The organism is Streptosporangium sp. H13245, assembly GCF_055690525.1.
Genome location: NZ_JBSZKT010000029.1, coordinates 82554 through 108103 on the forward strand (window position 1 = coordinate 82554; position 25550 = coordinate 108103).

At 67.6% G+C, this 25550-nt stretch carries 21 protein-coding genes and 1 pseudogene; 11 read left to right on the forward strand and 11 right to left on the reverse strand.

Annotation, left to right across the window (positions count from 1 at the left end; genetic code table 11):
- Positions 1-4 precede the first annotated feature (4 nt).
- The 4 genes from ACW9TB_RS29740 (at position 5) to ACW9TB_RS29755 (ending at position 2620) form a co-directional block, all read left to right on the forward strand.
- A complete protein-coding gene (locus tag ACW9TB_RS29740) occupies positions 5-436 on the forward strand; it encodes a hypothetical protein (protein WP_472751390.1) in 432 nt (143 codons plus the stop codon).
- Positions 437-966: 530 nt separating this feature from the next.
- Positions 967-1182 carry a hypothetical protein gene (locus ACW9TB_RS29745; protein WP_472751391.1) on the forward strand — a complete coding sequence of 72 codons (216 nt, stop codon included), beginning with the start codon at positions 967-969 and terminating at the stop codon, positions 1180-1182.
- On the forward strand, positions 1182-1952 hold the full coding sequence (locus tag ACW9TB_RS29750) for a helix-turn-helix domain-containing protein (protein WP_472751392.1): 771 nt from the start codon (positions 1182-1184) through the stop codon (positions 1950-1952). Before ACW9TB_RS29745 ends, ACW9TB_RS29750 begins: the two co-directional genes overlap by 1 nt.
- 527 nt (positions 1953-2479) lie before the next feature.
- A complete protein-coding gene (locus ACW9TB_RS29755; protein ID WP_472751393.1) occupies positions 2480-2620 on the forward strand; it encodes a hypothetical protein in 141 nt (46 codons plus the stop codon).
- Between the two features lie 176 nt (positions 2621-2796).
- Here the strand turns inward: ACW9TB_RS29755 and ACW9TB_RS29760 are convergent, their stop codons facing one another.
- Entirely contained in the window at positions 2797-3414 is a 618-nt protein-coding gene (locus tag ACW9TB_RS29760) for a hypothetical protein (protein ID WP_472751394.1), read from the reverse strand.
- 27 nt (positions 3415-3441) lie between these two features.
- A complete protein-coding gene (locus ACW9TB_RS29765; RefSeq protein ID WP_472751395.1) occupies positions 3442-11385 on the reverse strand; it encodes an RHS repeat-associated core domain-containing protein in 7944 nt (2647 codons plus the stop codon).
- A gap of 927 nt (positions 11386-12312) precedes the next feature.
- Here ACW9TB_RS29765 and ACW9TB_RS29770 point away from each other — a divergent pair.
- The 4 genes and pseudogenes from ACW9TB_RS29770 to ACW9TB_RS29785 all read left to right on the forward strand — a co-directional run bounded on the left by ACW9TB_RS29770 (position 12313) and on the right by ACW9TB_RS29785 (position 14959).
- A complete protein-coding gene (locus ACW9TB_RS29770; RefSeq protein ID WP_472751396.1) occupies positions 12313-12903 on the forward strand; it encodes a hypothetical protein in 591 nt (196 codons plus the stop codon).
- A gap of 158 nt (positions 12904-13061) precedes the next feature.
- A pseudogene (locus tag ACW9TB_RS29775) lies at positions 13062-13353 on the forward strand (PD-(D/E)XK nuclease family protein); the annotation flags it as partial.
- A gap of 143 nt (positions 13354-13496) precedes the next feature.
- On the forward strand, positions 13497-14042 hold the full coding sequence (locus ACW9TB_RS29780; RefSeq protein WP_472751397.1) for an RNA polymerase sigma factor: 546 nt from the start codon (positions 13497-13499) through the stop codon (positions 14040-14042).
- Positions 14039-14959: a hypothetical protein gene (locus tag ACW9TB_RS29785; protein WP_472751398.1), complete on the forward strand. Its 921-nt coding sequence runs from the start codon at positions 14039-14041 to the stop codon at positions 14957-14959. Before ACW9TB_RS29780 ends, ACW9TB_RS29785 begins: the two co-directional genes overlap by 4 nt.
- Positions 14960-15189: 230 nt before the next feature.
- On the opposite strand, the gene ACW9TB_RS29790 is transcribed toward ACW9TB_RS29785, so the two are convergent.
- The 3 genes from ACW9TB_RS29790 to ACW9TB_RS29800 all read right to left on the reverse strand — a co-directional run bounded on the left by ACW9TB_RS29790 (position 15190) and on the right by ACW9TB_RS29800 (position 17554).
- A complete protein-coding gene (locus ACW9TB_RS29790) occupies positions 15190-15333 on the reverse strand; it encodes a hypothetical protein (RefSeq protein ID WP_472751399.1) in 144 nt (47 codons plus the stop codon).
- Between the two features lie 468 nt (positions 15334-15801).
- On the reverse strand, positions 15802-16368 hold the full coding sequence (locus ACW9TB_RS29795) for a snapalysin family zinc-dependent metalloprotease (protein ID WP_472751400.1): 567 nt from the start codon (positions 16366-16368) through the stop codon (positions 15802-15804).
- Between the two features lie 64 nt (positions 16369-16432).
- Positions 16433-17554 carry a S1 family peptidase gene (locus ACW9TB_RS29800; RefSeq protein WP_472751401.1) on the reverse strand — a complete coding sequence of 374 codons (1122 nt, stop codon included), beginning with the start codon at positions 17552-17554 and terminating at the stop codon, positions 16433-16435.
- A gap of 526 nt (positions 17555-18080) precedes the next feature.
- On the opposite strand from ACW9TB_RS29800, the gene ACW9TB_RS29805 reads away from it, so the two are divergent.
- Entirely contained in the window at positions 18081-18269 is a 189-nt protein-coding gene (locus tag ACW9TB_RS29805) for a hypothetical protein (RefSeq protein WP_472751402.1), read from the forward strand.
- A gap of 25 nt (positions 18270-18294) precedes the next feature.
- On the opposite strand, the gene ACW9TB_RS29810 is transcribed toward ACW9TB_RS29805, so the two are convergent.
- The 3 genes from ACW9TB_RS29810 to ACW9TB_RS29820 are packed head-to-tail and all read right to left on the reverse strand — an operon-like array spanning position 18295 to position 20633.
- Positions 18295-19575 carry a phosphotransferase gene (locus ACW9TB_RS29810; protein ID WP_472751403.1) on the reverse strand — a complete coding sequence of 427 codons (1281 nt, stop codon included), beginning with the start codon at positions 19573-19575 and terminating at the stop codon, positions 18295-18297.
- Positions 19572-19742, reverse strand: a complete 171-nt coding sequence (locus ACW9TB_RS29815; RefSeq protein ID WP_472751404.1) for a hypothetical protein — start codon at positions 19740-19742, stop codon at positions 19572-19574. Before ACW9TB_RS29815 ends, ACW9TB_RS29810 begins: the two co-directional genes overlap by 4 nt.
- An 18-nt stretch (positions 19743-19760) precedes the next feature.
- Positions 19761-20633 carry an MHYT domain-containing protein gene (locus tag ACW9TB_RS29820; protein WP_472751405.1) on the reverse strand — a complete coding sequence of 291 codons (873 nt, stop codon included), beginning with the start codon at positions 20631-20633 and terminating at the stop codon, positions 19761-19763.
- 248 nt (positions 20634-20881) lie between these two features.
- Here ACW9TB_RS29820 and ACW9TB_RS29825 point away from each other — a divergent pair, with 248 nt between their 5' ends.
- Together ACW9TB_RS29825 and ACW9TB_RS29830 are read left to right on the forward strand one after the other, a co-directional pair.
- Positions 20882-21142, forward strand: a complete 261-nt coding sequence (locus tag ACW9TB_RS29825; RefSeq protein WP_472751406.1) for a hypothetical protein — start codon at positions 20882-20884, stop codon at positions 21140-21142.
- 233 nt (positions 21143-21375) lie between these two features.
- Positions 21376-22566 carry a PP2C family protein-serine/threonine phosphatase gene (locus ACW9TB_RS29830; protein WP_472751407.1) on the forward strand — a complete coding sequence of 397 codons (1191 nt, stop codon included), beginning with the start codon at positions 21376-21378 and terminating at the stop codon, positions 22564-22566.
- Positions 22567-22620: 54 nt separating this feature from the next.
- Here ACW9TB_RS29830 and ACW9TB_RS29835 read toward each other — a convergent pair whose 3' ends face one another.
- The 3 genes from ACW9TB_RS29835 to ACW9TB_RS29845 form a co-directional block, all read right to left on the reverse strand.
- Complete coding sequence (locus tag ACW9TB_RS29835; protein ID WP_472751408.1) at positions 22621-23457, reverse strand: isocitrate lyase/PEP mutase family protein; 837 nt, start codon at positions 23455-23457, stop codon at positions 22621-22623.
- 193 nt (positions 23458-23650) lie between these two features.
- On the reverse strand, positions 23651-23995 hold the full coding sequence (locus tag ACW9TB_RS29840) for an RNA polymerase-binding protein RbpA (RefSeq protein ID WP_089205581.1): 345 nt from the start codon (positions 23993-23995) through the stop codon (positions 23651-23653).
- Positions 23996-24142: 147 nt separating this feature from the next.
- The gene (locus ACW9TB_RS29845) at positions 24143-25498 is read right to left on the reverse strand and encodes an MFS transporter (RefSeq protein ID WP_472751409.1); all 1356 of its coding nucleotides are present in this window, start codon (positions 25496-25498) and stop codon (positions 24143-24145) included.
- Between the last annotated feature and the right edge of the window lie 52 nt (positions 25499-25550).

The following is a 25550-nucleotide window of genomic DNA, read 5'->3' on the forward strand; positions in this document are numbered from 1 at the left end:
AAGGGTGGCCGATCTGCAGGCGCGCCGCCGCCTCTTGGGCGACTCGACGTCCTTCGCCAAGGTGCTGAACAAGACGATCGTCGAGCGCGTGGAGCGGGTGATGCCGGGCCTGGCCGACCGCCAACGCGTCGCAGCCACCCGGCTCAGCTTCCGCACCATCGCCGCCTCCCCCGCCGGCCAGCACGAGCGCACCACTCGCCTGCTGGCTGATTTGGTCGCCGAGCGCGACCACCGCCACGGGATCGACCAGGAGGTGCGGCGCGACCAAGACTTCGCCCGCCAAGATCCGGCCGCAGCCAAGCGGGTCCGCGCCCGAAACGAGCAGGCCCGCGAGCACGCCGAAACGCAGCAGCGCCAGGTCGCCCGCTCCGCCCGCCGGACACCCACCTACCGCCCACCCACCACCAAAAGCCCCCGCCCAGGGTTGGGTCTGTGACCCACGACGGCGAAGTTCCTGGAAGTTTCCGGACTCCCCTGCGGGCGCGGATCAGGTGCGTGAGCTCACCGGTGATTGCGGGAGCGTGAAGCGGGGGTTCGCCACTGCAATGGCGAACCCCCGCGGTCCTCTGACACCCTGCCTGGTCAAAACAAGAGCGACATCAAAGGGTCCCGCCGAAGCGAGACAGAGCAGACAACACCGAGCTCAGCTGCGATGTTCCTGTTATGACGTCATTGTGCTGGCCCCGGGCAGTGCCTCAGGGGGGCCGAGCACCTTTGAACGCTGCCGAACGCCACCGAACACCTTCGATGGGCAGCGGACGGCGATGGGCAGATCTGAAGCAGCAAAAGCGTCGTTAGCAGAAAATGAGAGCTTTTATCCTATTTGTTCGATTCCCTGGAAGGGCGGATTTGCCTCGGGCTGTGCGGCATCATGACTTGCACGCGAGGCCAGATGAGGGCTGCAACCCCAGGCCGCGCTTCCTCCCGTATCCCTGCCTGGTCAGGCATGAGAGCCCATGAAAGGTGGTGCTGCGCGTGTACGCGCCGCCCTGCACCCGCACCCCCCACACCGAAGACTTCCCGGTGTGGCGACTGGTCTTCATCGTTGTCTTGCTGATCTTCGTGATCGCGGCCCATCTCCTCGGCATGGCCATCGAGGTGACCCTGCTGGTGATCACCACCATGACCGGTGTGGTGCTCCAGCTCACCAAGCCCGCCGCAGATCCATCAAAGGCCCTTTGATGGATCCGAACCCCTCGGTGAGCCTGCCGAAGCTCGCTGCTGAGCACACCTTCGCGATGGAACAAAACGTGCTGGGCAACCTGCTCCAGCAGGCGATGTTGGGCAGCGGCCTGACTCCGAGCCAGATAGCCACCCAGGCACGGATACCGGCGAGCACGCTGTCGGCCATGATGAGCGGGCGCATGATCCCCCGCAAGGAGACGCTCGAGAGCATAGTGGAAGCGTGCGAAGCCGTTCCCATGCTGCGATTCGATATCCGATACTCCTGGGAACGGCTCAGGGATCTTCAACTGCGCTCGGAACAGCCTTCCGAGATCGAAAACCCCGAGACAGAGAATTCCGATCCTCTCGCCCCTCACCCCGGCGGTGTCCACGCGGGAACTGCTTTCCAGGAGAAGGACTCCCTGCACCGGTTGCGTGAAGACGCGTTCGGATACGGACTGAAGCCGGACCCGTTGACGGCCACCACCAAGGAGGAACTCCTTGAACTGATGAGGGATTTCCAGATTTGGGCCGGCGAGCCGTCCTACCGGGAGATCGCCATCAACGCGGGCAGGACCGTAGGAGCCAGCACCCTGTGCGAGGCGCTCGACGTCAACAAGCCCGCCCGCCTGCCCTCGCTCAAAGTCGTCACGGCCTTCATTCACGGCTGCGGAGGCAGCGAAGAGGACCTGACCTATTGGACAACGTCCTGGCGCCGGATCCGCATGGGCAGGACCCAAAGCAGCATCACCCGCCTTCCGGGCGCCGCTCGTCGGCACGCAGGTTAAAAGCAATCAGGGGACGGCTACCCACCTCTCGGCCTTCAAGATCCACTTAATGTGGGTATGGGGGCCGCCCCTTGGCCAGGAACGTGGTAGTCGCGGCCCGAAGTATGGCTGTCGGCTTCGCGGCCCTCAAGGCCCCTGGGCTGCGCTGCGCTTGCCCCGTGGCCTTGACCGCCGCAATCGCCGACCGCCTTATGGGCCACCACGACGACCACGCGACTCGAAACGAGAAAATGAATCTACATCACAAAAGGCGGGAGGATGGTCCAGTCCCCTGCGCTTCAGGGCGGGGAAAAAGGCAGGTAAGGGGACCGGGAAGGACCTGACGTGGTTCTTGGGGCGGCGTAGCGTCGAGGTATGGCGAGGAGCAAGAGGACCCGCCGATCTGCGGTACCTGCCTGGGTGCGGGTGGCGAATAGATCGACCGCAACGGCAGCGGCCAGAAGCAGAGCGTCTGGGTGGCGTGTACCGCGTGCGCCGGGACGGGGCGGTGATGAGCGACCCGATCACCTGCCCCGAATGCGGAGGGCATGGGCGGCCAGCGGCTGGGCCGACTGCGGATCGCGTGCCGGTTCTGCCACGGCCGGGGCTGGGTCGGTGCCGAGCACGAGCCTGCCGAACCTCCCCCGCCGCGAGCCGAGCCGCCGCCGGTGTGGGAGCACCGCATCTGATCGGACTCCGCGGTCGCCGTGTTCCTAGAGTGCCGCTACTGCCTGAGGTCGGAAACGGTGGCCCATGTGGACGCGAGCCCCCGCTCGCTGGTGATGGTGCCCTGCGGGTGCTGTAGCGGAGACCTCTCGATGAGCACGTAGAGTTTCTAGAGTGGTCCCTTTGCTGACAAACTTCATTAAGTGCACTCTTTGCCGCGGGCCAACCAAACTGCCAGGTCTTCGTTCTCTGAGGCTGTCCGCGAGCCAAGGCTCTTGCGGGCTGAGTCTCGAAGAGTCGGCGAGCAGTAAGGCGTGGGCAAGACAGCTACTCCAATACTGTCCTGCCATACTGTTCCTACGACGAAGACTGATCCATCCACGGCGGACATGACAAATGACGGGTAACCGTATCCCGAGCCCAGAACGCGAGATTCTGCTCCTGCACCTGCAAGATCCCAATCATTTAGCAGTTCCACTAGTATCCACACCGATTCCCACCAGGCGGGATCTTCCCAGTCATCGGTTTTCTCACGAGCCTGGTCGAAGGCTGGATCGATGGCAGGACTGAGGGAAACCAGGAAGCGGCGATCTGTCGAGAAAAGCCCGAACTCGGTTGCCATTGCGTACCAGTCGGCATTGAACTTCGCGGCACGATCAGGGTCATCAAGTTCGACAACCCGGTCGCGTCGCCCCTCCTCCTGGCCGCAAGATGTCACCATTCCCGCGATAAAGGTAGGGATACCCGTCCCACGTTTGACGCCAACAAGTCTCAGACCAAAGCCCAACATCAGCCTTGCGGCCAACTCTTCGTTCAAAATTATCCCTTTCCCATGTAAGAATTATCAGCATAGATCCATGATCTTATTGTAGTCGTGCCCATTGCCTCTCTTTCCTCCCTTCGGGCCGATCCAAGCATATCTGCCATCCTTTACGAGGATTCGATAGTCATTATTTCCTTCGATGCCATAAATTTTTGCACCCTTCCACCAGATCCCCTTTCTGACTCCGCCGAGATTCTCGAAAACATCCGGCTTGTTATTACTTATGCGCTGCTTTAGCGTCCCGTTCATGATTTGCTTGAGCATATCCTGGATGATTGGCGGTATGGGGTTGTCGTTATGGACAAGAATATTGGCGTTCCCCGCCACCACATGATAGGTGGAAAGGTCGTCTACCGTAAGGTTGTGGACGCGCTGGTCAGCAACCGTCCACCGAGCGACATCGGCGACTTGGATGTAGGTTCCCGAGCTGGTCCGCAGCCACTGGCCCCGCCGCAGCTCTCCAGCTGTTCGCCAGTCTTGCAGCTCAGTAACCCAGAATGGGTGATTGTCGGTGGCTATGACCGCACCGGTTTTGATGCCCTTGGCCCCGTCGGTGTCGACAGTGACTTGCACCAGATTCTTGACACCCTCGCTCGTGATGAGGGCGATAACGGACCTGGCTCCTGTTTCACCAGTTTCGGGGTCGGTGGCCAGAACCTTATCTCCGACCCTTACTTCTTCGATCGGTTTGAGGGAACCGTCAGCCATGAGTGTCTTGGTGCCTGGAAGGAAGCTGCTTCGCCGGCACGCCGCAACTGCCTTATTAAAGGCTTTTCCGACTATTGGGGCGGCTTTCCCAATTTTAGCTATTGCGGCGACCGCGCGAGCAGGAGGGGTTACGAAATTAGCGGCCATAAGCGTGCACGCGATCGCGTCGCCCTCAACGCAACCCATCGCGTCTTCAAAAAATAGATTCACAATCCCTTCGGTAGGGCCTACCAGCGGGGAGATGAACTTGAGAAATGCATCCAGTCCACGCTTCCCCGTGGACACCGTGATTTTACTTGTATCAATTCCAAGGTAGCCTAAATAATTTACACATTTATCGAACTTTGCGGCGAATGTTTTTATGGTGAGCGTGGCGCACTCTTTGTTGAATTCCTGTAGAAGAAGGACCTTTTTTGCGGCGTCCTGCAATGCTTGACAGGTCTTCTTCGAGTGCATCTTCCTGCAATCCACCCGCTGTCCGTCGCCATCCGGTGAAGCGGGGGGTGCGCCAGGCGACGTTGGCGAAGTTGTTGGAGGATTGAGCAGCACCCACTGAAAAACTATGTCGTCGTCGGTGACTTCTGTGCTGTACATCTGCCTGACGTTGTACAGCAGCAGGAATTCCTCCTGCGCGTCCGCGTTCGCGTTCCAGAAGTCGTCTTTCATGCCCTTGGGCATGGGCCTGCCGTTGGGAAGAACGCCCAATCTTTTGGCTTCTTCGTCCTTGAGTAGCGGTGTTCGCGAGTAGTCGCCCCAGAGCCTTTCCCATTCTTTCATTTGGTCTTCGTCGGTGAACTGGGGGTAAAGGCAGCACGGCTGGTTGGGCCAGGCGTAGTACACCGGGGTGGACGGGTCGCCCTTCGGGGGTGGGGACGGTATGGGGTTGTTGATCACAATTGAGGCGTGGCCGGTGGGGTCGGTGTGGGTGAGGGGGTCGGCGTTGGCGTAGGTGTAGCGGTTGGCCTGGACCGATGGGTCGGGGTTGAGGGTAGCGGTGTCGCGGGAGGCGAAGGTGCCGGTGCCGGGCTGGTACCAGCGGGCGTGCATGTTGACCTTGCCGGTGTCGGGGTCGGTGTACTCGCCCTGGTAGCCCACGGTGCGGGCGGTGCCGGTGCGGTGGGTGACCTCGCCGAAGGGGTCGTAGGCGACCGAGTCGACCAGGGCGGTGGCCGAGAAGGTGCCCACTACGTCGCCATGCAGGTCGTTCATCACACCGAGCGCGGGTCCCGCGCCTTCCTGCAGGCTGAGCAGACCGCCGAACGGGTCACGGCCGTATTTGGCCAGGGTGGTGTTGGCGCCGTCGGCGACGGTGACGAGGTCGTTGCTCAGCCCCGAATAGGTGAAGCGCTGCTGAACGGAGCCGGCGGTACGAGAGGTCATCCGGTCCAGGGCGTCGTAGCCGTAGCTGGCCTCACCGTCGGAGACGAGCCGGTCGAAGGCGTCGAAGGCCAGGTTGCGGGTGACGCCCGCCTTGGTTTCGGTGGCGGTGGTGCCGCGGGGAGTGTAGGTGTAGTCGACTCCGGCGCCGGAGGTGAGCCGGTTGCGCTGGTCGTAAGTGAAGGTCTGACTGCCGGCCTTGGTGCGGTTGCCGGAGGCGTCCCACTCGTAGGCGGTGACGGCGCCGCCGGGCGCGGTCCAGGAGGTCAGCCGTCCGGAGCGGTCGTGGGCGTAGGTGTTGACCCCGGCTCCGGCGGTGCCGGTGGTGGTCTTGGTGGTGAGGTTGTCGTCCTTGTCCCACCCGTAGACGATCTTTGACAGTTCGGTGCCGGAGCTGTTCTTCACCGTCTGGGAGGTAAGCCGGTTCATGGTGTCGTAGCCGTAGGTCTGGGTGCCGACCGGGTTGGCGGAGGTTTTGCTGGTGAGCCGGTTGGCGTTGTCGTAGCCGTAGGTCCAGGTGCGCCCAGTCACCGGGTCGGAGGCGGTGTTGAGCCGGTCGGCGGCATCCCAGGTGTAGGTGGCCGTGCCGGTCGGGTCGACGCGCTGGGTGGTGTTACCCGCCGCGTCGTAGGCGTAGGTGGCGACCGGGTTGGTGGCCTTGGAGACCTTGGTCGGCAGGCTACGGTCGTTGTACTCCACGGTGTAGTCACCGATCGCGGTGACCCGGCCTGCGGTGTCGTAGGTGACCGCGCGGTTCACGGTAGCCATCGCGGCTCCGCTGCCGACCTCCGCGGTCATCCGGTCCAGGTGGTCGAAGGTGCGATCGATGCGCACTCCGCCCGGCTGCACGGTGGCGGTGGCGTTGCCCGCAGCGTCGTAGACGCTGGTCCAGGTCCGATCGGCGGCGTTCGGGTGGGCGGTGGTGGAGGGTTCAATGACCGACTCCACCAAACCAAGAGCGTTGTAGGTGGTCCAGGTGGCGTTGCCACGGCCGTCGGTGGTGCGGGTGCGTGCCCCGCTCGCGTCGTAGCCGAACGTTGAGGTGATCGACGAGGTCGCGGTGACCGGTTCGATCAGGGAGGTCAGTCGTCCTGCGGCGTCGAACGTGCGCTGGGTGATGTACCCCTCGCCGGAGGTGGTGCTGATCGGGTTACCGGCCAGGTCGTAGCCGAAGTCGACGGTGCGTACCGTACTGGTGCCGGTGAGGTCCTTGGCGGCGGTCTTGCGGCCGGCGAGGTCATAGGTGGCCTCGGTGGCGTTGCCGAGCGCGTCGGTCACCTTGGTCTGCCGGCCCATCAGGTCGTAGCCGAAGCTGGTGGTGCGGCTGGCCGGGGTAGTGGAGGTGGGGGTCGCGGGGGCGACGGTGGCGGTGACCTCCCCGGCGGCGTTGACCTCATAGGTGGTGGTCTTGTCACCGGGGGCGACGCTCTTGGTGAGGTTGCCCGCAGCGTCGTAGGTCAGCTTGGTGATGTGCGCCGCGGTGGTGGGCTTGCGCTCGATCACGGTCTGGGTGATCTGCCGGCCGAGGCCGTCGTAGGTGGCCTCGTTCCGGGCGCCGGTGGGGTCGATCACCGCGAGCTGCTCACCCAGCAGGTCGTATTCGGCCACCCAGGCGCCGCCCGGTCCGGACGGACCGGGTTCGGTGACCTTGGCCGGCCGCCCCAAGGCGTCGTAGACGGTGGAGGTGACGTGGTTGCGCGGGTCGGTGACCGTGGTCTGCCGCCCGGCCGCGTCGTAGCCGAAGCTGACGGTGGGGGTGATCGCGCCGCCGCCCGGCGGGGTGTAGGACGCACCCGTGGTCGAGGCCAGGCGCCCGGCCTTGTCGAAGGCGAGAGTGGTGGTGCGCCCCTCGGCATCGACGATGTGGGTCTGCTGGCCCGCGCTGTTGTAGCCGTACCTGACGGTGGGCCGCCCGGCAGCGGCGGTGGCGCCGTTCTTCTCAATCGTCACCTGCGCTGATTTGGCTTCTATCAGTCGACCGGCGAGGTCGTAGCGCATCGTGGCGGTGAAGTCCGCGGGCGTGGCGCCGGAGGCGTTGCCGCGTGGGTCGGTGGCCGCACTCAGCAGGCCACGGTCGTCGTAGACGCTGGTGGAGACCAGGTCCTCGGCGCCGTTCTCCACGGTCTGCCGGGTCACCTGGTTCAACGCGTTATGGAGATAGGAGGCGGATTCGACGCGGGTGGTACCGGCCGCGGTGGAGGTCTTCTTGGTGACGTTGCCGGCCGCGTCGTATTCGAAAGCGGTTTTGCGCCCGAGGGTGGCAGGGTCGAACGTGGTGGAGGTGAGGCGGCTCGCGGCATCGTAGACGGACTGGACAGTGACTTTGCCGCCGCCGCTGACCCGCTTGGTGAGGTTGCCGGCCGCGTCGTAGGTGTTGTCTTCCAGCACCACGTCCGTCGTCGTGGCCGAATCGTTCAGGCGGACGTCATCACCGATCACCTGGGACAGGCGGTTGTCGGTGAAGTAGGTGTAGCGAGTTTTGCGGCCCATCGCGTCCACCTGCCCGTACAAACGTCCCCCGTCGTCATAGGAGAGCGCCTGCAGCACCACATCCTGCGCTGTCTGTGGGGTGACCGGGCTGCCGGTCCAGTTCTTCAGCGTCACGGAGGCCGGTTCGCCGCGCTTGGTGTAGGCGTAGGTCAAGACGGTGCCCACCGGATCGGTTGTCGAGGCCAGAGCACCGGTGACATCCCAGCTGGAGCGGGTCACGCCGCCCTCGGGGTTGGTGACCGTCTCCGCCCGCCCCTTGCCGTCGTAGGTGTAGGTGATGATGCGCGCCGGATCACCACCGGTCAGATCCGACACCGTCTCCGTGAGCTTGTTGCCGTCCGGGTCGTAGGTGTAGACGGTCTTGGTGGTGTGGGTGACGTTGGTGACCTCGTTCTTCATCCCCGGAGCGGTCTGCGTCAGCAGGCGTCCGAGCCCGTCGTAGGTGAACGTCGTAGTGATACCAGTGGGATGAGCTGCCGACACCTCGGTTCGCGAGGCCACCCGGCCCACCCCGTCATGAGCGAACTTAGTCACCAGCCCCAACGGGCTGGTCTGCTCAGCCAAATCTCCGGCAGCGCTGTAGCGGTAGGTCGTCTCGTTGAGTTTGGGATCCTTGACCACCTTCAGCAACCCAGCTGGAGTGGTGCCGCCGCCGATGGCTGGTTCGGTACCGTCGGTGTAAGTGGTGCTGGTCGAGCGGCCAGCGGGGAAATCCGAGGTGGCCGGAGTGGTCTGCTTGGTCACCTCCCCTTGAGGGGTGTACTCCCATTTGGTGGCGTAGGTGGCGTCGAAGGAGTGGGCGGATCGGGCGTCGCGGCTGACGGTCACCTGGTCATTGCGCGGGTCGAACTCATCGGCACTGTTGCGGTAGAACTCCCGGTAGGTGCTCTGGCAGCTTCCCGTTGCCCGGCAGGTCTTGACCTGGACGGGGTTGCCGTGTTCGTCGTTGAGTTGCTCGGTGACGACGCTGTTGGGGTCGGTGATCTTGGTGGTGAAGCCGCCGGTGTCGTACTCGTACTTGGTGACTTTGAGCAGCTGGTCAGTGCTGCTGACCGGGCGGTGGTCGCGCCAGGCGTCGTGAGCATATTTGAGGGTGTTGTTGTTGGGGTCGGTCACCGAGACCGTCATCAGCTCAGTGGACTCGACGGAGTCGTAGGAGTAGGTGGGCTCGCCGAGTTTCCAGGTGCCGCCGTGCTGGTCGACGTGGGTGGCGACCCGGTCGTTGGCCGGGTTGTAGGCAGTCGACATCCATTGGCGCCCCGAGGGCAGCGTGATCGTGTTCAGCTTGAACGGCGCTTCGGCGCGGGCGGCGTAGTGAGCGCTGACCTGTGCGGGGCTGAGTACCTGGTCGTAGACGGCGACCTCGTCAATGACTCCCTTGAAGCCGAACTCCGTGGGATTAGGGCGGCCCGCCGGGGAGCCAGGCAGTGATGAGTCGGCGGCGCCACTGCCGATGACGGTGCTGCCCATCCAGCTCATCGACTCCACCCCCAGATTGGCTGATCCAGCCGCGGCGCCGTCGACATACAGCTTCGTCACCCCGGCACCTGCGGTGATCACCGCGTGGTGCCACTGGCCGTCGTTGACCACCTGCGCTGACGTGACGGGGGTGGGGGTGCCCTCCATCATCGAATCCAGTAGCCCGCGCAGTTTGCCGTCGGTACCCACATACAGGCCAGGAACCCCGTAACCAGGCGAGGCAGGGTCCCAGCCGCCGCCCCCGGCCCAGAAGATGAAACCCGAGTTGGTGGTCTTGAACCACGACTCCACCGACATGCTCTTACCCAGCTTGGGAAACAGCCCCCACTCCTCGATCCCTGAGGAGGTACCGCTACCTTGGAAATTGGCGGAGGCGTTCGTGGTCCCGGTCAGTGCGCCGGGCTTGGCGGTCTGCACCCCGAAGGGCAAGGGAGTACAGCCATTTTGGCCACTCTCGTCGGGAAAACACGTGTAGGAGCCTTCGGGATGGCTGACGGTGCGCACCTCACCCATCCGCCAGTACCCCAGCGGGCGGTCATCGAGCACGACCCCCCGATACCGCGATCCGGTGGTGTAGCCGTAAGTGGTGCAGTTGGGCGCCGCCACCGGCGCACACACCTGGCTCAGACGCTGAGCGTCATAGATGTAGGTCCACCGCAGCGGCTGACCGTCGACCGGGGCGGTGGACACCGCCGTAACACGATCCCCGGTCCAGGTGAAAGCCAGAGAACGGCCGCCGGTCGCGGTAACCGTGGCCAGCTTGCCACCCGCGTCATACACCAGGCTCTGTGCCCGGCCCCGGCTGTCGGTCAACGTGCTCAAACGCCCCTGGGCATCGAAGACGTAAGAGGTTGACGCGGAATCCTTCAGCCGCCACCCACCACCTGCGACGGTGGCCAGCGTGGCGTTGACGCCCGGCGGAGACTGAAAAGAGGTGATCCCCCCGGCGGTGCGTTTGTGCCCGAAGCGCAGCACACGGCCATCAGGGTAAGTCACCAGCAGCGACTGCGGGGTGCCGGCCTCGGGCTGGATCTTCATATCGAACCGGGTTGACCAGCCCGCCCCGAACATCCCGTTGGTGCGTGCGTCGAGACTGTTGTAGGAGCGCACCACCGACAACGGCGGGCCCGCAGTGGGAATAGAGGCGTCGGTGAAGGTGGTGGTGTAGTTACCCGCGAGCTGGTGGAACTCCTGGCCGTTGGCGCCGCGGGTGGCTAGCTGGGAGCTCACCACGGGCTGGCGCACCGCGGTGAGGAAGCTCAGATTCGACCGGGTGCCGGTCTCCTGGGTGGTGGTGTCGCGGATCGTCACCTCCCACACGTACGTCTTGCCCCACTTCAGCGCGCCCGCCGGCACCTTCCACCCGGCGTCGAACATGTTCCGCCATTCCGACAGCGTGCAGGCGCCGAGGTTGCCATTCTCCAACAACAGGCAGACCTTGTACTGGTACTCGTAATACGGTCCTCCCAGGCCGCCGTTGTAGCCATAGGCACGCAACTCCGGAGTGAGACTGTCCACCGAGGATCGATCATCGGGGTAGTAGCTCGCGATCGTCATGCCCATCAACGACGCGCTGTCACGAGCCTGCGGCGACAACACCCCCGAACCGAGCTTGCCCGGCGAGGAACGGGTGAACTTCTTAGCAGGCACAGCGTCTTTGACGTCAGCCGACAACGACCCCGGGGGCCTTTTTTCGCCCTTGACGCTGCCGTCAGGGGCCACCTTCACTGTCGTCGCCGTGGCCGCCGAATCGACCAGCGACGGAAAACCCGCCGCTGAACCCGTCAACTGCTCAGGAGTGACCGGTTCGCCGTCAACCAGCACGACCGGCCGCACCGTGGCCGCGGCCGAAGCCGGAAGTGCCTGAAACAGCAGCAGGCCCGGCATCGCCGCGGCGATGACCGCTACCACCTGCCATGCTCTACGGCCGATCGGACGCGGTCGCGACAGACTGCGGCGCATACGCCGTCACCCTCCGAACAAGTCAGCGCGAGAGCCAACCGCTCCCGCGTTACCCCAGCCCGCCACCAGGCCCACAGCGGGGCCGGGGTCGACGGTTCGGAGCGCGCAACAAGCAAACGATCAGAAATTACCCATAGATCACTTAAACGCGCAAGATCTACATAAGGAGGAAATAAAGGCTTTAAGGCCACGTTTAAGATAAAAGTATCCTGTATGCGTACACATTCAACCTCTTTGGGTAACCGGACCGGAACGCCCAAATCCGACGCAGAGGGAGTGTGCGGTGACGTTCCGCTCAAACGGTGAGGTCTCCTGCTCGTCCGGGCGAGACGGCTTCCGGGCCGCATTCGACAGTGCTCATTTCGCATGAGTCGCGGCATGTCCGGATGTGGACGCGGACGAGAACCTCGTGCGAGCCTCAGCTCCCTGGATAACCCCACTTATCCAGGGAAATGTGAAGCGGAGGCGGCGGCATGTGTCAACGGCCCGTTGATGCACGGGCGGCTGGCCAGCGGAGATGCGGCTGCGTGGCGCGCTCGCTCACAAGGCCGCCCAGCGCGCCCTACGCCAGGGGCCAGGACCTGGGCTACTGGTGGCAGGCCATTAACCGGCTCGGCGCCAGTCGGTGGACTGTTCGGAGGGAATCTGATAAGCCCATGTCGTGAATCGGGAGAATACTGTTCCTTTTTGCTGGGGCGCCTGCTGTGGATAAGGAGCGACCGCTTTTCGTGGCGGAGGGGCGGTTGTCCGAGCTCGATGTGCTGTTGCTGGCCGAGGAAATGGGGCCGGATGCCACCAAGGGCGGCCAGGCCGATCTGACGCTCCCGTTCCGCGCGTCCAGGCCACATCTCCATCGGAGAGCCCGTCGTCTATGAGGTGGAGCCGAACGAGGACGCCCCGCCCGCTCTGCGTCGCCAGCTCGCCGGATACCAGTTCTACCAGGTGGAGTTGGTCTGCTCCTTCACCGCCGCCCCGGGCTGCCGGTTCACCGATGCCCGGTTCGCGGTCAGCCTGGAGACCGAGGGGACGGGCGGGACGGCCATCGCGTACGACCTGTTCCCCATCCTGGCGGAGGAGAGTGAGATGGTGACGGTCACCTCGGGACTGAAGCCGGAAATCTCCTTCGAATTCGAGCCGGTGTCGGCCGCGCTGACGCTGCCCTCCAGAGAACGGATGCGCGAGCATATCCGGTACACCGGCCGGATCGCCGCCTTCGACCTGCGTGGCACCCGTCCGGGGTGGAGCTTCTACCGCACCGAGCAGCGTGATATCAACGGGCCGCAGCGGCTGTTCATGCTGGTGCGCAAGCCGCAGGGGAGTGCTGTTCGGGCCCGGTTCGACCTCGCCGCGCGGGTGCAGTTCGTGCTGGGCGGGCAAGGGTTTTCGCCGGTGGAGCTCGTGATGCTTTTCCGGAGGCGGAGCCGGTCCGGTGTGGCCGTCGACGAGCTGACAACCCCTCTGTGCTGAGCGGTCAACGACCGTGCACCTGGAAGCCAGCCCAGAAGATGGGATCGGCGTACGGCGTCCAGTCTTCCGGGCCCGCAGCGCGTCGCGCCAGTCCACCGATCAGATACTCCGCCTTGGCGAGCGTGTACCGGTTACCCCTGCCACGGACGGCGGCGACGGCGGACTGGGATTCGCCGTCCGACGTCGAGGTCCCCTTCGAGACCATGATCGCCGACCGGGTGGTCCGTGGCCGGATGGACGCGGTGTTCCAGGTCTCCGACGGCCGCTACGAGGTCGTCGACTGGAAGACCGGCCGCCGCCTCGGTCCAGCTCACCGCCTACCGGCTGGCCTGGTCCCGCCCCCTGGCGCAGGTCAGCGCGGCCTTCCACTACGTTCTGCTCAGCAAAACCGTCCGGCCGGTTGACCTCCTGGACGAGCGCAGCCTGATCGCCCTCGTCGGGTCCGTGCCCGTCCTGAGCTGCCCCCGGGGTTCCTCGGCCAGGGCCGAGCCCTGCCGCCCGATCTACTCTGAGGTGGTTTCAGCCGGGATGAAACACCTGAGGGGCGTGCGGACACGTGTGGGGTGTAAGTCCGCGACCGGCAAGGATGACATGTGGATGAAGATGACCGCGCCCGATTTGAGGCCGTCTATCGCAGCACGTATGAACCGCTCCTCGGTTATGCCATGCGTCGATGCGTCAACGCCGAGGATGCCGCAGACGTAGTGGCACAGACGTACTTGATCGCCTGGCGGCGCGTCGCTGAGCTACCCGACGGCGACCGCGCCCGGATGTGGTTGTACGGCGTGGCGCGCAAGATCCTGGCCAACCACCACCGAGGAGAGCGGCGCAGGACGGCCTGGCACGCCGAGTTCATGGCGGAGACCGAGCGGCTGCACGCCGTCAGTGTTCGCCCGGACGAACTCGACGCGGTGGACGAGGCGATGAACCGGCTCAGCGACGACGACCGCGAGGTACTCACCCTGGCCGCCTGGGAGGGACTCAGCTCAGGCGAGATCGCCAAGGTGCTCGGATGTTCGGGCGGCGCCGCACGCATCCGCCTGCACCGGGCACGCAAACGCTTCGCCGAAGCGTTGCAACAATCAGGCTCACAGGCCGTGCACGCGGGCCGGATACGCATTCGGAAGGAGACACGGTGAAAGACGAGATGCTCCGCGGCAAGGCACCCGTCCTGGACGAGGACCTGGCGGGTAGCGCGCGCTCCAATGGGGCGGACGCGCTCCTGGCTCAGATCTACACGATGGAGCCACAGCCCGCACGGGCGAAGCCGCGGCTGGTGCGGCCACCTCGGCGCGCATGGCGGTTGCTGATCGGTGCGGCCGCCGCCACGCTGCTGGGGGGCGGCATCGCCCTCGCGTCGGCGGTGATCGGCACTCCTGATGAGGTGTACGCGGGGGAGGCGGTGACGATCGACCGCGACGGCAACGACTACGTCTTCTACTTCACCAAGGGTGACCCGAACCCGGACGACCTGCGAAAAGTGTTTCGCAGGGTCGGCCTGGACGTCAAAGTGACGATGGTGCCCGTCTCACCCCGCGATCCGTTCCCGTACGCCGAACTCGTTCGCAAGGACAACGACCAGAGCCGCGTCGTGTACGAACACGCGGAATGCGAGGAGCGCGTCGAGGGATGCCTGGGCAGCATGCGTGTCAGCGCGGACCTGACCGGGCCTGCGGAGTTCAGGCTCGGCCGCCCGGCCCGGCCAGGTGAGCGGTACGAGGTGCCGGTCGACGCGACGCTGCCGGGTGAAGTCCTGGCGGGGGTGGCGGTCGAGGACAAAAGCGCAGCCGAGGTCGTGCGGATCGCTCGCGAACGCGGCCTTCGGGTGAGCTACACAATCGATTGGCCGCGGAAGGAGGGGAGAGGCTTCGCGTCCGAGGGATCCGAGGGGAAGATCCCTGCTTCCCGCATCGATCCCGCCTGGGCAGCGGCGAGTGCGCGGACCTACAACGACGGTGCGATCATCGTGCACGTCGTTCCCGGGCCCGACACGACTCCGCCCCCCGCATTCTGCCGTCAGCACGCCGGGGACACCGCCCCTCTTGTCGCCTGCTGAACGGCCTTTGACACGCGTTGACGACTCCGATCCCGTCGGCGCCGCGGCGCCGACGGGATCCCCCGGGTCCTGCGGGATCCCCTAGGTCCTGGTGGGTCACATCACCACCACCGCCCATTACGGCCTTGCCGGTCAGTAGCGGCACCACCGTGGCCATGCCCTAGCGCTGCCTTACCTCGGCGACGATGGCCCGGACGCTGCCTGGGCCATCACCGCCCTCGCCTTTCAGGTCAGGGAGCCGGTGTCAGGTCATGGAGCCGTGCGGCTCTCAAGGGGCGCCACCCGGTGGTGCCGAGTTTGGCCAGCTCACCCTCGACGGTGATGACGCCGAAGAAGTTGATGTTGTCACTGTGGCCGGGTGAGATGTGCGACAAGATCTCATCACTTACCTCTGGTCACCGGGGCTGACCCGGTCCTGGCTGACGCCGAGGAGTTCCGAGGCGTGCGGTCGCGGTGCGCGGGTAAGGCCGCGAACAGTTCGTTGAACGTCTTGTCAGAGATGTCGCGCGGGGTTCGCCGGGGATCCTTCGGCTGGTAGGGGGCCCGGCGGGCAGGGTTCCTGAAGGTGTGCATCGCCTTGGCGGCCAACCTCCCGCGCGCGGGCGTCGGCATCGTCGTCGTCGCCGAACTCCTCGGCCGCGCCCGGCTCGACATCACCCGCCGCTACACCCTGCCCACCCGCGCCGATCTCGAAAACGCCGTCGGCCATCTCCCCGCCGACCAGCAGGGCGCCGCTGAACAGGGCGGACTCAATCGCGTGTACCTGGCTTTACCGACACCCCGAAACGGGCTCGCCGGCCCGGCCGAGGGGACGGCCGGACCGGCGAGGTGCTCGCGGATGTCTAGGACGCCGCGTGCTCCGGACTGTCGACGTAGATCCGACCGAAGTCGATCGCCGGGCTGAATCCGGCGAAGTTACGCTGGACCTCGGCCCTTTCCGCCGCGTTCGGGTTCGCGTTGGTGCAGCTCGTGCCCGCGCTCGCGCCGGACATCAGGTCCGTGCACCGACCGGTACGCCGGTCGGGCAGGCCCAGGATGTGGCCGATCTCGTGGGCGGCGATCCGCAGCGGGTTGTGACCCTCCGCGGTCGCCTGTCGTCCCATCCACACGGTTCCGCGACCCAGGCTGATGGGCTGCGCGCGGGGCCAGCCGTTGTCGGCGATCACCACGAAGTCCGCGGGACTGCCGGCCACCAGCCGTACGTTCGGGGCGCTGGAGTTCCAGATCTGGGCCGCCTGGTCCACGGCGGATCGGAACTCCGCGGCCCTGCTCGCGTCGTACCTGAGCACGCGAACCGCTGCCGTACGGGCGTCCGCCGCGTGGGCGGGCGCTGCCTGGGCGGGGGTGACCGTCACCAGGAAGGCCAGCCCCAGGATGAGGGCGACGCCGAAGCGAATGATCCTTGACATTTCTAGCGGGCCTCCTCGGCCATCGGGGGGTTGCTCACGGGGAGCAGCTGGTGAGGAGGGGAGATCAGCCGGTGACGAGCGTCAGCCCGTACGCCGAGAGGATCTCGTTGACCGGCTGGTGGTAGGTCGTGCCGCCGGAGCTGCAGTTGCCCGAGCCGCCGGAGGTGACACCCTGGGCCTGGCTGCCGGAGATGAACGAGCCGCCGGAGTCGCCGGGCTCGGCACACGCGCTGGTGCGGGTCAGGCCGCTCACCGAGCCCTGCGAGTAGTTCACGGTGGCGCCGTGCTGCTGGATGGTGCCGCAGCGCCAGCCGGTGGTGGAACCGGAGCGGCAGATCGAGGAGCCGACCGACGCCTGGGTGGAGCCACGGACGGTGACGTTGGCGCCGCCGGAGCCGCGGACGTAGGGGGTCACGGTGTGGCCGGGGGTGGAGACCCAGGCGTAGTCGTTACCGGGGAACGACGAGCCGTAGAAGGAGCCGGACGGGCTGCTGGTGACGCTGCCCGCCCTGCCGCAGTGACCGGCGGTCACGAAGCCGGGGGCGCTGCCACGACGCGCGGAGAAGCCGATGCTGCAGCGGCTGCCGCCGATGTAGTAGGCGTTGCCGCCGATGAGGTTGATGAAGGCCTGGGGCTTCTCGGTGGAGAGCGCCACCTTCACGGCGCTCTTGTCGGCGCCCGCGGCGGCGGCGAGGGCCTCGCCCGCGGCCTGGTTGCCGGCCTGGATCACGACGCTGTTGGTCGCGACGTCGACGTACCAGAGGGAGGCACCCGCCTTCGCCTCCGCCGACGCCCCGTCGAGCTTGGCCTTGACGGCGTCGAGGTTGGCGAGGGAACGGCCGACGATCACGGGCTGCGCGCCCTTGGCCCTGATGGCGCCCGCGTCGGCGGCGTCGGTGGTCGCCACGGAGAGCTGGGAGGCGTCGCCGTTGAGCCAGGCGCCGGCGTACTCGGCGCCGAGCTCCTGGGTCAGGGCGGCCTCGGAGGCGGCCGCGCGGTGCTCGTTGGCCAGGCGCTGGACGGCCTGCTCGGCGGTGAGGCCGAGGTCGCGCTGGAGGGCCTCGAGCATCGCGGGCTGAGGCTGGGGGGCAGGGGGGGCGGATGCTGCGACGGCGGGCGCCACGGTGGCGACCAGGTACAGGGCCACGGTGGTGGCGCCGGCCAGGAGGGTACCTCGACGTAACATAGACACTCCTTGTGAGGGGTGCTGTCAAGGTATTGGCCAGAGGCGCACGGAGGGATCTCCCAAAGAGTCCCTATCGCGATGTTATGGGGCTTGATTTCTTTTTCCGGGCCTCCGTCGGACCGGCCGCGCGGTGATCGTACGAGGGCCGAGGACGCCTTCCTCCCGGGGCGGGGCGAGGTGACCGAAACAGCTGGGGAATGCAGCCGAAACGGCGGGGGAGCGATTGACGATCGCGCGCTTCCGCTACTCGCGCGGCCGGGGGGAACTCTGGAAGACTGGTCGCCGCGCCTTCGGCGCGCAGGTGCCGATTCCTGGCAGCAATCAAACGGAGCAACGGCGATGACTTGTTCTGGACATCCGGAACTCGCGAAGATAGATCGCCGCACCGCACGTGTGGCCGGTCGGCGGGGAGGCGCCCCCGCGACGTCCGTTCCGCGTCCTCCCCGGACACACTTCGCGCGGGCCGTCGTCCAGGTCGCTCACCGCCCGGCCGTCACGGCCCGGATGTCACAGAAGGACACGCACCATGACTGACGAAGCAGCCGTCGCCGACGCCGACGGGAGCGAGGAGACGGCGACGCTGCCGCGCCGCAGTGACGCGCTCCGGTGCCCGCACACCGAGCACGGTGAGCGCCGCTGCGTCCTGCCGCCCGACCACGAGCTGGACCACGTCTACCCGTACCAGAAGGCCCCCGCCCTGTGCGCGGGTGAGTGACGGGTAACCGGTTAAGGAGCAGACCTCAGAGGACGCCGATCTTCTCGGCGGCGGCTACGGCCGCGCGGACGGCGTGCGCCGGGTCGCCCTCGTGGTAGCGCCGCTCGCTGGGCTCGATGTTGTCGAGAAACTCCTGGTAGCGGACGGCGTACGCGAGATGCTGCAGCGGCTCCGCCAGGGTCAGCGCGCGGGCCGGGTCGCAGCCGGGGACGGCCGCCGCCCACGTCTCGCACCAGGCCTCCGAGGCCGCCTCCCAGCGGTCGGGGGACAGGAAGTCGCGGGGGCGCAGCCCGTCGAGGGCGGGGTGGCCGTAGTGGCTGTCGGCGAGGTCCAGCACGACGGTGCCGCGCGGCCCCGACACCCAGTTGCCCGGGTGGAAGTCGCCGTGCACCAGCGTGCGCGGCAGGCCGCACGACTCCAGCGCGGCGGCCAGCGACGGCAGGCGGCCGGCCAGCCGGTGGGCCTGGCGCAGCTCCCCGGCGTCCAGGTCACCGGCCGCCTCGCCGTCGAGCAGCTCACCCACCGGGGCGGCCAGGGCCGGGGGCGTACGGTCGGGAAGCCCGCCGAGCCGCCCGTCCCCGTGCCTGGCGAGGGCCGCCTGTGCCCTCGCCAGGCGGCTCACCGCCTCGGCGACGATCTCTCGCGACGCCCCGTGACCGTCGCCGCCGGGCACGTGCTCCAGGAGCACCCGCCGGTTCGGGGTGTCGGACGCCACGATCGCGGGCACCAGGCCGGGATCCTCCGCCGCGAGCATCCCGATCGCGCGGGCCTCGTCGGCGGCGAACGCGGGAGTGATCTTCAGCCAGACCGGTCCCGGGCGGGTGGGGATGCGGAACAGCCCCGCCAGGTTCCACGTCCGCACCTGTCGCGCGGGCCCCTCGGCGGGCCTGCCCGCCTCGCGCAGCGCGGCCTCGGCCCAGCCCAGTGCCTCGCGCACCCCCGAGGCCTTCGCCCACTCCGCCCGATGCGCCACGGGACCCGCCAGGTCTCCCGGGGCTCCGGGCGCGGACGGTCTCCCGGTGGCGTCCGCGTCACCGCGCCCGAGGGAGGCCAGGCCGGTCGCGGGGCGGCTCAGGGCCTCGACGTGATAGGTCGTGTGGCCGTCGCGGGGGCCGTGGCCGCCGTCCTCGGCGTCGACCAGGCGCAGCACCACCACGGGCGTGCCGAGCACGCCCTCCAGGTGGTCCACGACCGATCCGACCTCGGCCCACCAGGGGACCGCCACGGGGAACGGCCCGACCGTTCCCAGCCACTCGGCGCCCGTCGTCACAAGGGCGCTCACCGTACGGCCGGATGCTTCGCTCACGGGGGCAGTGTGCCGTCAGCGAGGCCGCCGGTGCCACGGGTTTTCGCGAGGACCAGGACGGGGACCAGGACGGGGACCAGGACGGGGGCCGGGACCGGGCCGAGCCGGGCGTCGAGGGTGGGGCCGGTTGCGGGACCGGTTCTCGCCGAGGCCAAGACAACGGCCAAGACAGGGGTGGGACGAGGTCAGCGCCCGGAGCCGTGGTCGTCGAACAGGGAGGGCTCGTGCCGCCGGACCGGCTGCGAGTGGGGTTCCATCGGCCCGGAGGGCTGGGAGTCCTCACCCGCACGGTTGCGCCGCAGCTGGGACAGGAGCCTCGCGTCCTCGCGCATCTCCTCCTCCGAGGGGGACAGGAAGATGGACAGGAGCAGCCCGAGGGTGAGCATGCTGATCCCGACGAGCAGGGGGAGCATGAAGTCCATCCCCTGCGCCCCGCCCGTCGGCGCGGAGGCGTTGTGGGCGCCGACCGCCATGGCGAACATGCCGGTGTAGTGCATCCCATTGACCGCGATCCCCATCAGCAGGGCGGCGCCGGTGGTGGCGAGCGCCCCGCGTACCCGCAGGCTGAACCAGAGCGCCACCGTCGCGGCGACCACGGCGATGAGCAGCGACAGTCCCACCAGGAGGGGGTCGTAGCTCACGTGCACGGACATGTTCATGGCGGCCATGCCCAGGTAGTGCATCCCGGCCACGCCCAGGCCGGTCAGCAGCCCGCCGCCGACGAGCGCGCCGGTGCTGTTCTCCCTGCGCGAGACCAGGAAGAGACCGGCGCCGACGACGACGACCGCGAGCAGCGCGGACGCGATGGTCAGCGGTACGTCGTAGCGGATCGACGTGCCCGGGACGTCGAAGCCCATCATCGCGATGAAGTGCATCACCCAGATGCCGGTCCCGCCGATGGACAGGGCCGCGCTGCCGAGCCAGAGCGCGCGCGAGCCGCCCTCCGCCCCGCGTGCCCGCGCGGCGAGCAGCAGCCCCAGCAGGCAGCCGATGCTCGACATGATGTACGAGGCCGCCGGGGTGACGAGCCCGTAGGCGAAGTGGTCGATGGGAGGCATGACGGGCTCCTGCGGACGGGGAGGATTGGAACGTGCCAGAACGAGGCCGGGCCTGACCGGCCGGACGGGGATGATCGTGGGGTGGCCCGTATCGTGACTGGTTGACCGGCCAATCACTACGAGGGGTGCTCACCTTACAGTTCCCCTGTTCCGAATGGCCATAATGTGGTGATTAAGAATGTCTAAAACGAGCACGCAGTGACTGTTTCGCTCACTTGACGTGAACATCCAGGAGAGGAGGCGGGCCGATGACCAGGCTCGCCGGTCGAGGACAGAAGACGCCGCCCCCTCCGATATGGCCGGAGGACCGCTACGAGGTCGTCTGCGATCGCGACGAGCCGCACGGGAGCACCCGCGACCGCTACCACTCCCCGCGTTACGCGGTGCACTCGGCGCGTAGCCTGGAGACGGCAGGGCTCGCCAGGAGGGTGCGCGTGGTCAGGCTGTCCGACGGAGTGGTCATCTACGACCGCGTCAACGGCGTCGACCTGCCCGCCGACGAGTGGTGACCCGCCGCCCGGCACGGGGGACCTGGGGGCCCGAGGGGGCCGGGTCAACCTCCCGGGCAGGGGGTAGAGGTTCTGGATGGGCGCCGGACGCGCCGCTCGCGTCCGCCGTCCGATGAGGCCGGAGTTGTCGAGGAGTGGCCGTGGACGGATCTGTGCCATTTGTGCCGCGAACGGATGGAAGACGAGAGAACGGCGGGGGCGCCGGGGCGGGCCCCTGCGAGGGACGCGCGAGAATGCTCGCCGGACTGGCCGAGGCCAGCCACATGAGCGCGGTGGAGAAGCTCCCGGCCCTCGTCGGGGAGCACGCCGCCCACGTCGGCCTGCACGACGTGCGGATCTACCTGGCCGACCTGCAGCAGGACGTGCTGCGCCCGCTGACCGGCCACGGCGCCGGAGAGGACAGGGACGAGCTGCGGATCGACGGGACGCTGGCCGGGCGGGCCTTCCAGGAGGTGCGCGTCCTGTTCAGGCCCCCCTCGGGAGACGAACCCGGCCGCTGGTGGGTGCCGCTGCTCGACGGCACGGAACGCCTCGGGGTGCTGCGCGTCAGCGCCCGGCCGGAGACGGACGAGGACGGGGTCCAGGAGGACATGAGGCATCTCGCGTCCATGACGGCGCTGCTGCTGGTGAGCAAGCGCTCCCAGAGCGACTCCTACGCCCGGCTGGTACGGACCCGGCCGATGAACGTCGCCGCCGAGATGCAGTGGAACCTGCTGCCGTCGCTCACCTTCGCCAACGAGGAGGTGGTGATCGGCGCCGCGCTCGAACCGGCCTACGAGCTCGGCGGCGACGCCTTCGACTACGCGCTGTCCGGCGAGTCCGTCCATCTGGCGGTCTTCGACGCGATGGGGCACGACGCGTCCGCGGGGCTGACCGCGAACCTCGCGGTGGCCGCCTGCCGCAACCGGCGCCGCCAGGGCGCGGACCTGGTCGAGGTCAGCGAGGGGATCGAGGAGGTGCTGATCAAGGAGTTCGGCCTGGGCAACCGCTTCGCCACGGCCGTCCTGGCCAACCTGGACACGCGGACCGGCGTGTTCACCTGGGTCAACCGCGGCCACCACCCGCCGGTGGTGATCAGGGGAGGGCGCTGGGTCGCCACCCTGCGGTGCAAGCCCGCCCACCCGATGGGGCTCGGCCTCGGGCTGCCGGTGACCCTCTGCAGGGAGCAGCTGGAGCCCGGCGACCGCGTGCTCCTCTACACCGACGGCATGACCGAGGCCCGTAACCGGACGGGCGAGGAGTTCGGCCTGGAGCGCTTCGTCGACTTCATCATCCGCCGCAACGCCGACGGCCTTCCCGTGCCCGAGACCCTGCGCCGCCTGGTCCGCAGCGTGCTGAAGTATCACGACGGGGTGCTGCAGGACGACGCGACCGTCCTGCTGGTGGAGTGGCGCGGCGGCGCCCAGGGGAAACTGCGCCTCTGAGCCCGGCCCCGGCGTTCCCGGGCGGTTTCGGGCGGCGAGGTCGTGATTGCCCCGTCAGGGGGCCGGAGGCCCGGGAGGGTAGGGGCTCTCGCCGTCCCGGATCGCCGTGAGCATCCGGGCCGTGTGCGCCCGTACGGCCTCGTGCAGGCCGTGGCCGAAGCTCACCCGGGCCACCCCGAGGTCCGCCAGCTCGCCGAGCGACGGCGTGCCGGGGCGGAACAGGATGTTGACCGGCCCGCCGACTCCCTCGACCAGTGCGCGGACGGCCCCCGCCGCGGCCGCGAAGATCGGGTAGACGCAGTCGGCGCCCGCCTCCAGGTAGCGGCGGCCCCGCCGCAGCGACTCGGCCAGCCGCTCCTCGGGGCTCCCCGTCCCGTGGAGGTAGGTGTCGACCCTGGCGTTGATCACCAGGTCCACGCCCGCGCCGGTCGCGGCGGCCCTGACGGCGCCGAGCAGGGCGACCTGCTCGTCGACGTCGACCATCGCGCCCGTACGGGGGTCGGAGTCCTCCAGGAGGCAGCCGGACACCCCCGCGGCGACGAGCCGCCCGACCAGCTCGGCGGGCTCCAGCCCGTAGCCGCGCTCCATGTCGGCGGTGACGGGCAGGCCGACCGAGCGGCTGATCCTGGCGATCGCGGCGAGCATCTCCTCCGCGGGCGTCCCCTCGCCGTCGTCGTAGCCGAGCACCGGGGCGATCGCGGCGCTCCCGGTGGCGATCACCGGGAAGCCCGCCGCCTCGACGGCGCGGGCCGACGCGGCGTCCCAGACGTTGGGCAGCACCAGCGGGCGGCCGGGTACGTGCAGCGCCCGCAGTGCCGAGGCCTTCCCGCGGGCCGTCGTCGGCGCGGTGCCGCCGGTGTCCCCATCGGTCGAAGCGGTCGAAGTACTCATGAGGGCGACCCTAGGCGGGAAGTGGACCGACCCTCAGGGCCAATTCCGCACCAATCGATTGGGCCACCTCCCCTTCGCCCGCCGCCGGGAACGACCTACCGGGGGTCTCAGGGGTCTCAGGGGTCGGGGAAAGCGCAGACCCCCGGCCCTTGCGGGACCGGGGGTCTGTGACTCTCCGAAATCTTCGAATCGGTCAGGCGCTCTTGCGGCGCTGGGCGCGTAGAATCGCCAGGCGCTCGTTGAGCACCTCCTCCAGGTCCTCGATCGTGCGGCGCTCCAGCAGCATGTCCCAGTGCGTTCGCGGGGGCTTGGCCTTCTTGGCCTCCGGCAGCTCGCCGTCCACCCGGAGGGCGGTCGCGCCGCACATGCGGCACTCCCAGGTCGCCGGGATCTCGGCTTCAGCGGCAAGCGGAACGTCGAATCGATGGCCCTTCGGGCAGGTGTAGGACACCTCCTGGCGCGGGGCCAGATCGGTGTTGCGGTCGTTCTCGTAGCTGGTCGCCCCGAGTCTGGTGCCGCGTAGCGCACGCTCGCCCATGTCTGAATGCCTCCTGAGGGCCCCGTCGTGAGGGGTTCGTCTCCCACGGCGTACAACGCTTGGTACCGTGTGTGGATTCCCACAGACAGGGTGATCCAATCGCACGTTCTTGACCCGGTCTGCGAAGGACCCTTTTTTCGAGGCTTCTCAGATGCGTTCGGGGACCTCGTTTCCGGCCGATCTGATGGCCTTGGGCAGGTCGATGAGGGCGAGCAGCACGAAACCGAGCACGAAGAAGATCACCAAAGAGATGATTCCCAGGCGATAGCTGTCGGTCAGTTGGAGCGCCAGGCCGAGGGTGAACGACCCGAGGAACGTCGAGCCCTTGTCGCTGATCTCGTACAGGCTGTAGTACTCCGCCTCCTTGCCCCTCGGGATCACGTGGGAGAAGAGCGACCGCGACAGGGCCTGGGTCCCGCCCATCACGATCGCGATGGCGAACGCCAGCGCGAAGAACGGCAGGGCCGAGCCCCTGGGCAGGAAGTAGGCCACGGCCACCACGGCGATCCAGGCGACCAGCGCGACCATCACGACCCGCTTGGCCCCGTACGAGGCGGCGAGCTTGCCGAGCAGCAGCGCCCCGAAGAAGGCCACGAACTGCACCATCAGGATCGCCTGGATCTGCACCTCCTGGGCCAGCCCGAGCTCCTTGTCGGCGTAGGTGGCCGAGAAGGAGATCACGGTCTGCACGCCGTCGTTGTAGACGAGATAGGCGACCAGGAAGCCCAGGGTGAGCGGATAGCGCCGTAGCTCCCTGATCGTGCGGCCCAGCTGGCGGAAGCTGCCCGTCACGGCCTGGCCCGCGCTCTCCGCGCCTGAGGGGGTCGCCCGCCGGTTGCGCAGCCGCAGCAGCGGGATGATCGTGAACCCGCCCCACCACAGGCCCGCGGACGCCAGGGCGATACGCACGGCCTCGCTCTCGGTGACGCCGAAGGACTCGTGGCCGAGGAAGAGCACCAGGTGGAGGGCGAGCAGCAGGCCGCCGCCGAGATAGCCGAAACCCCACCCCCTGGCGGAGACCTTGTCGCGCTCGTCCGCGGTGGCGATCTCCGGCAGGAACGAGTTGTAGATCACGAACGCGGCGGCGAAGGCGACGCTGGACACCAGGAACAGCACGCCGCCCAGCAGGTAGCGCCCGTCGGCGACGAACCAGAAGCAGACGGTCGCCCCCGCGCCGATGTAGGCGAAGAGACCGAGAAGCTCCTTCTTACGGCCGGTGTGGTCGGCCAGCGCGCCCACCATGGGCATCAGGATGATCTGCAGGATGGCCGCGGAGCCCACTACGAAGGAGTAGTAGGCGCTGGGCCGCACGTCGAACCCGATCACGTCGACGTACGGGCGGCCCTGGGCGGCGGTCTCCGCGATCGTCGTCAGGTACGGGCCCAGGAAGACCGTCAGGATGGTGGTCGGGAAGGCGGAGTTCGCCCAGTCGTAGAAGTACCAGCCGCGCTGCTCGCGGCGTCGGGACTGGGGGGAGTCCTCGACGACCTGTTCGGAGGTCATGGGCGGTCCTCGGTGTGTCGGGGGTGGGGGTGCGGGGGAGGTGGGGCGGAGG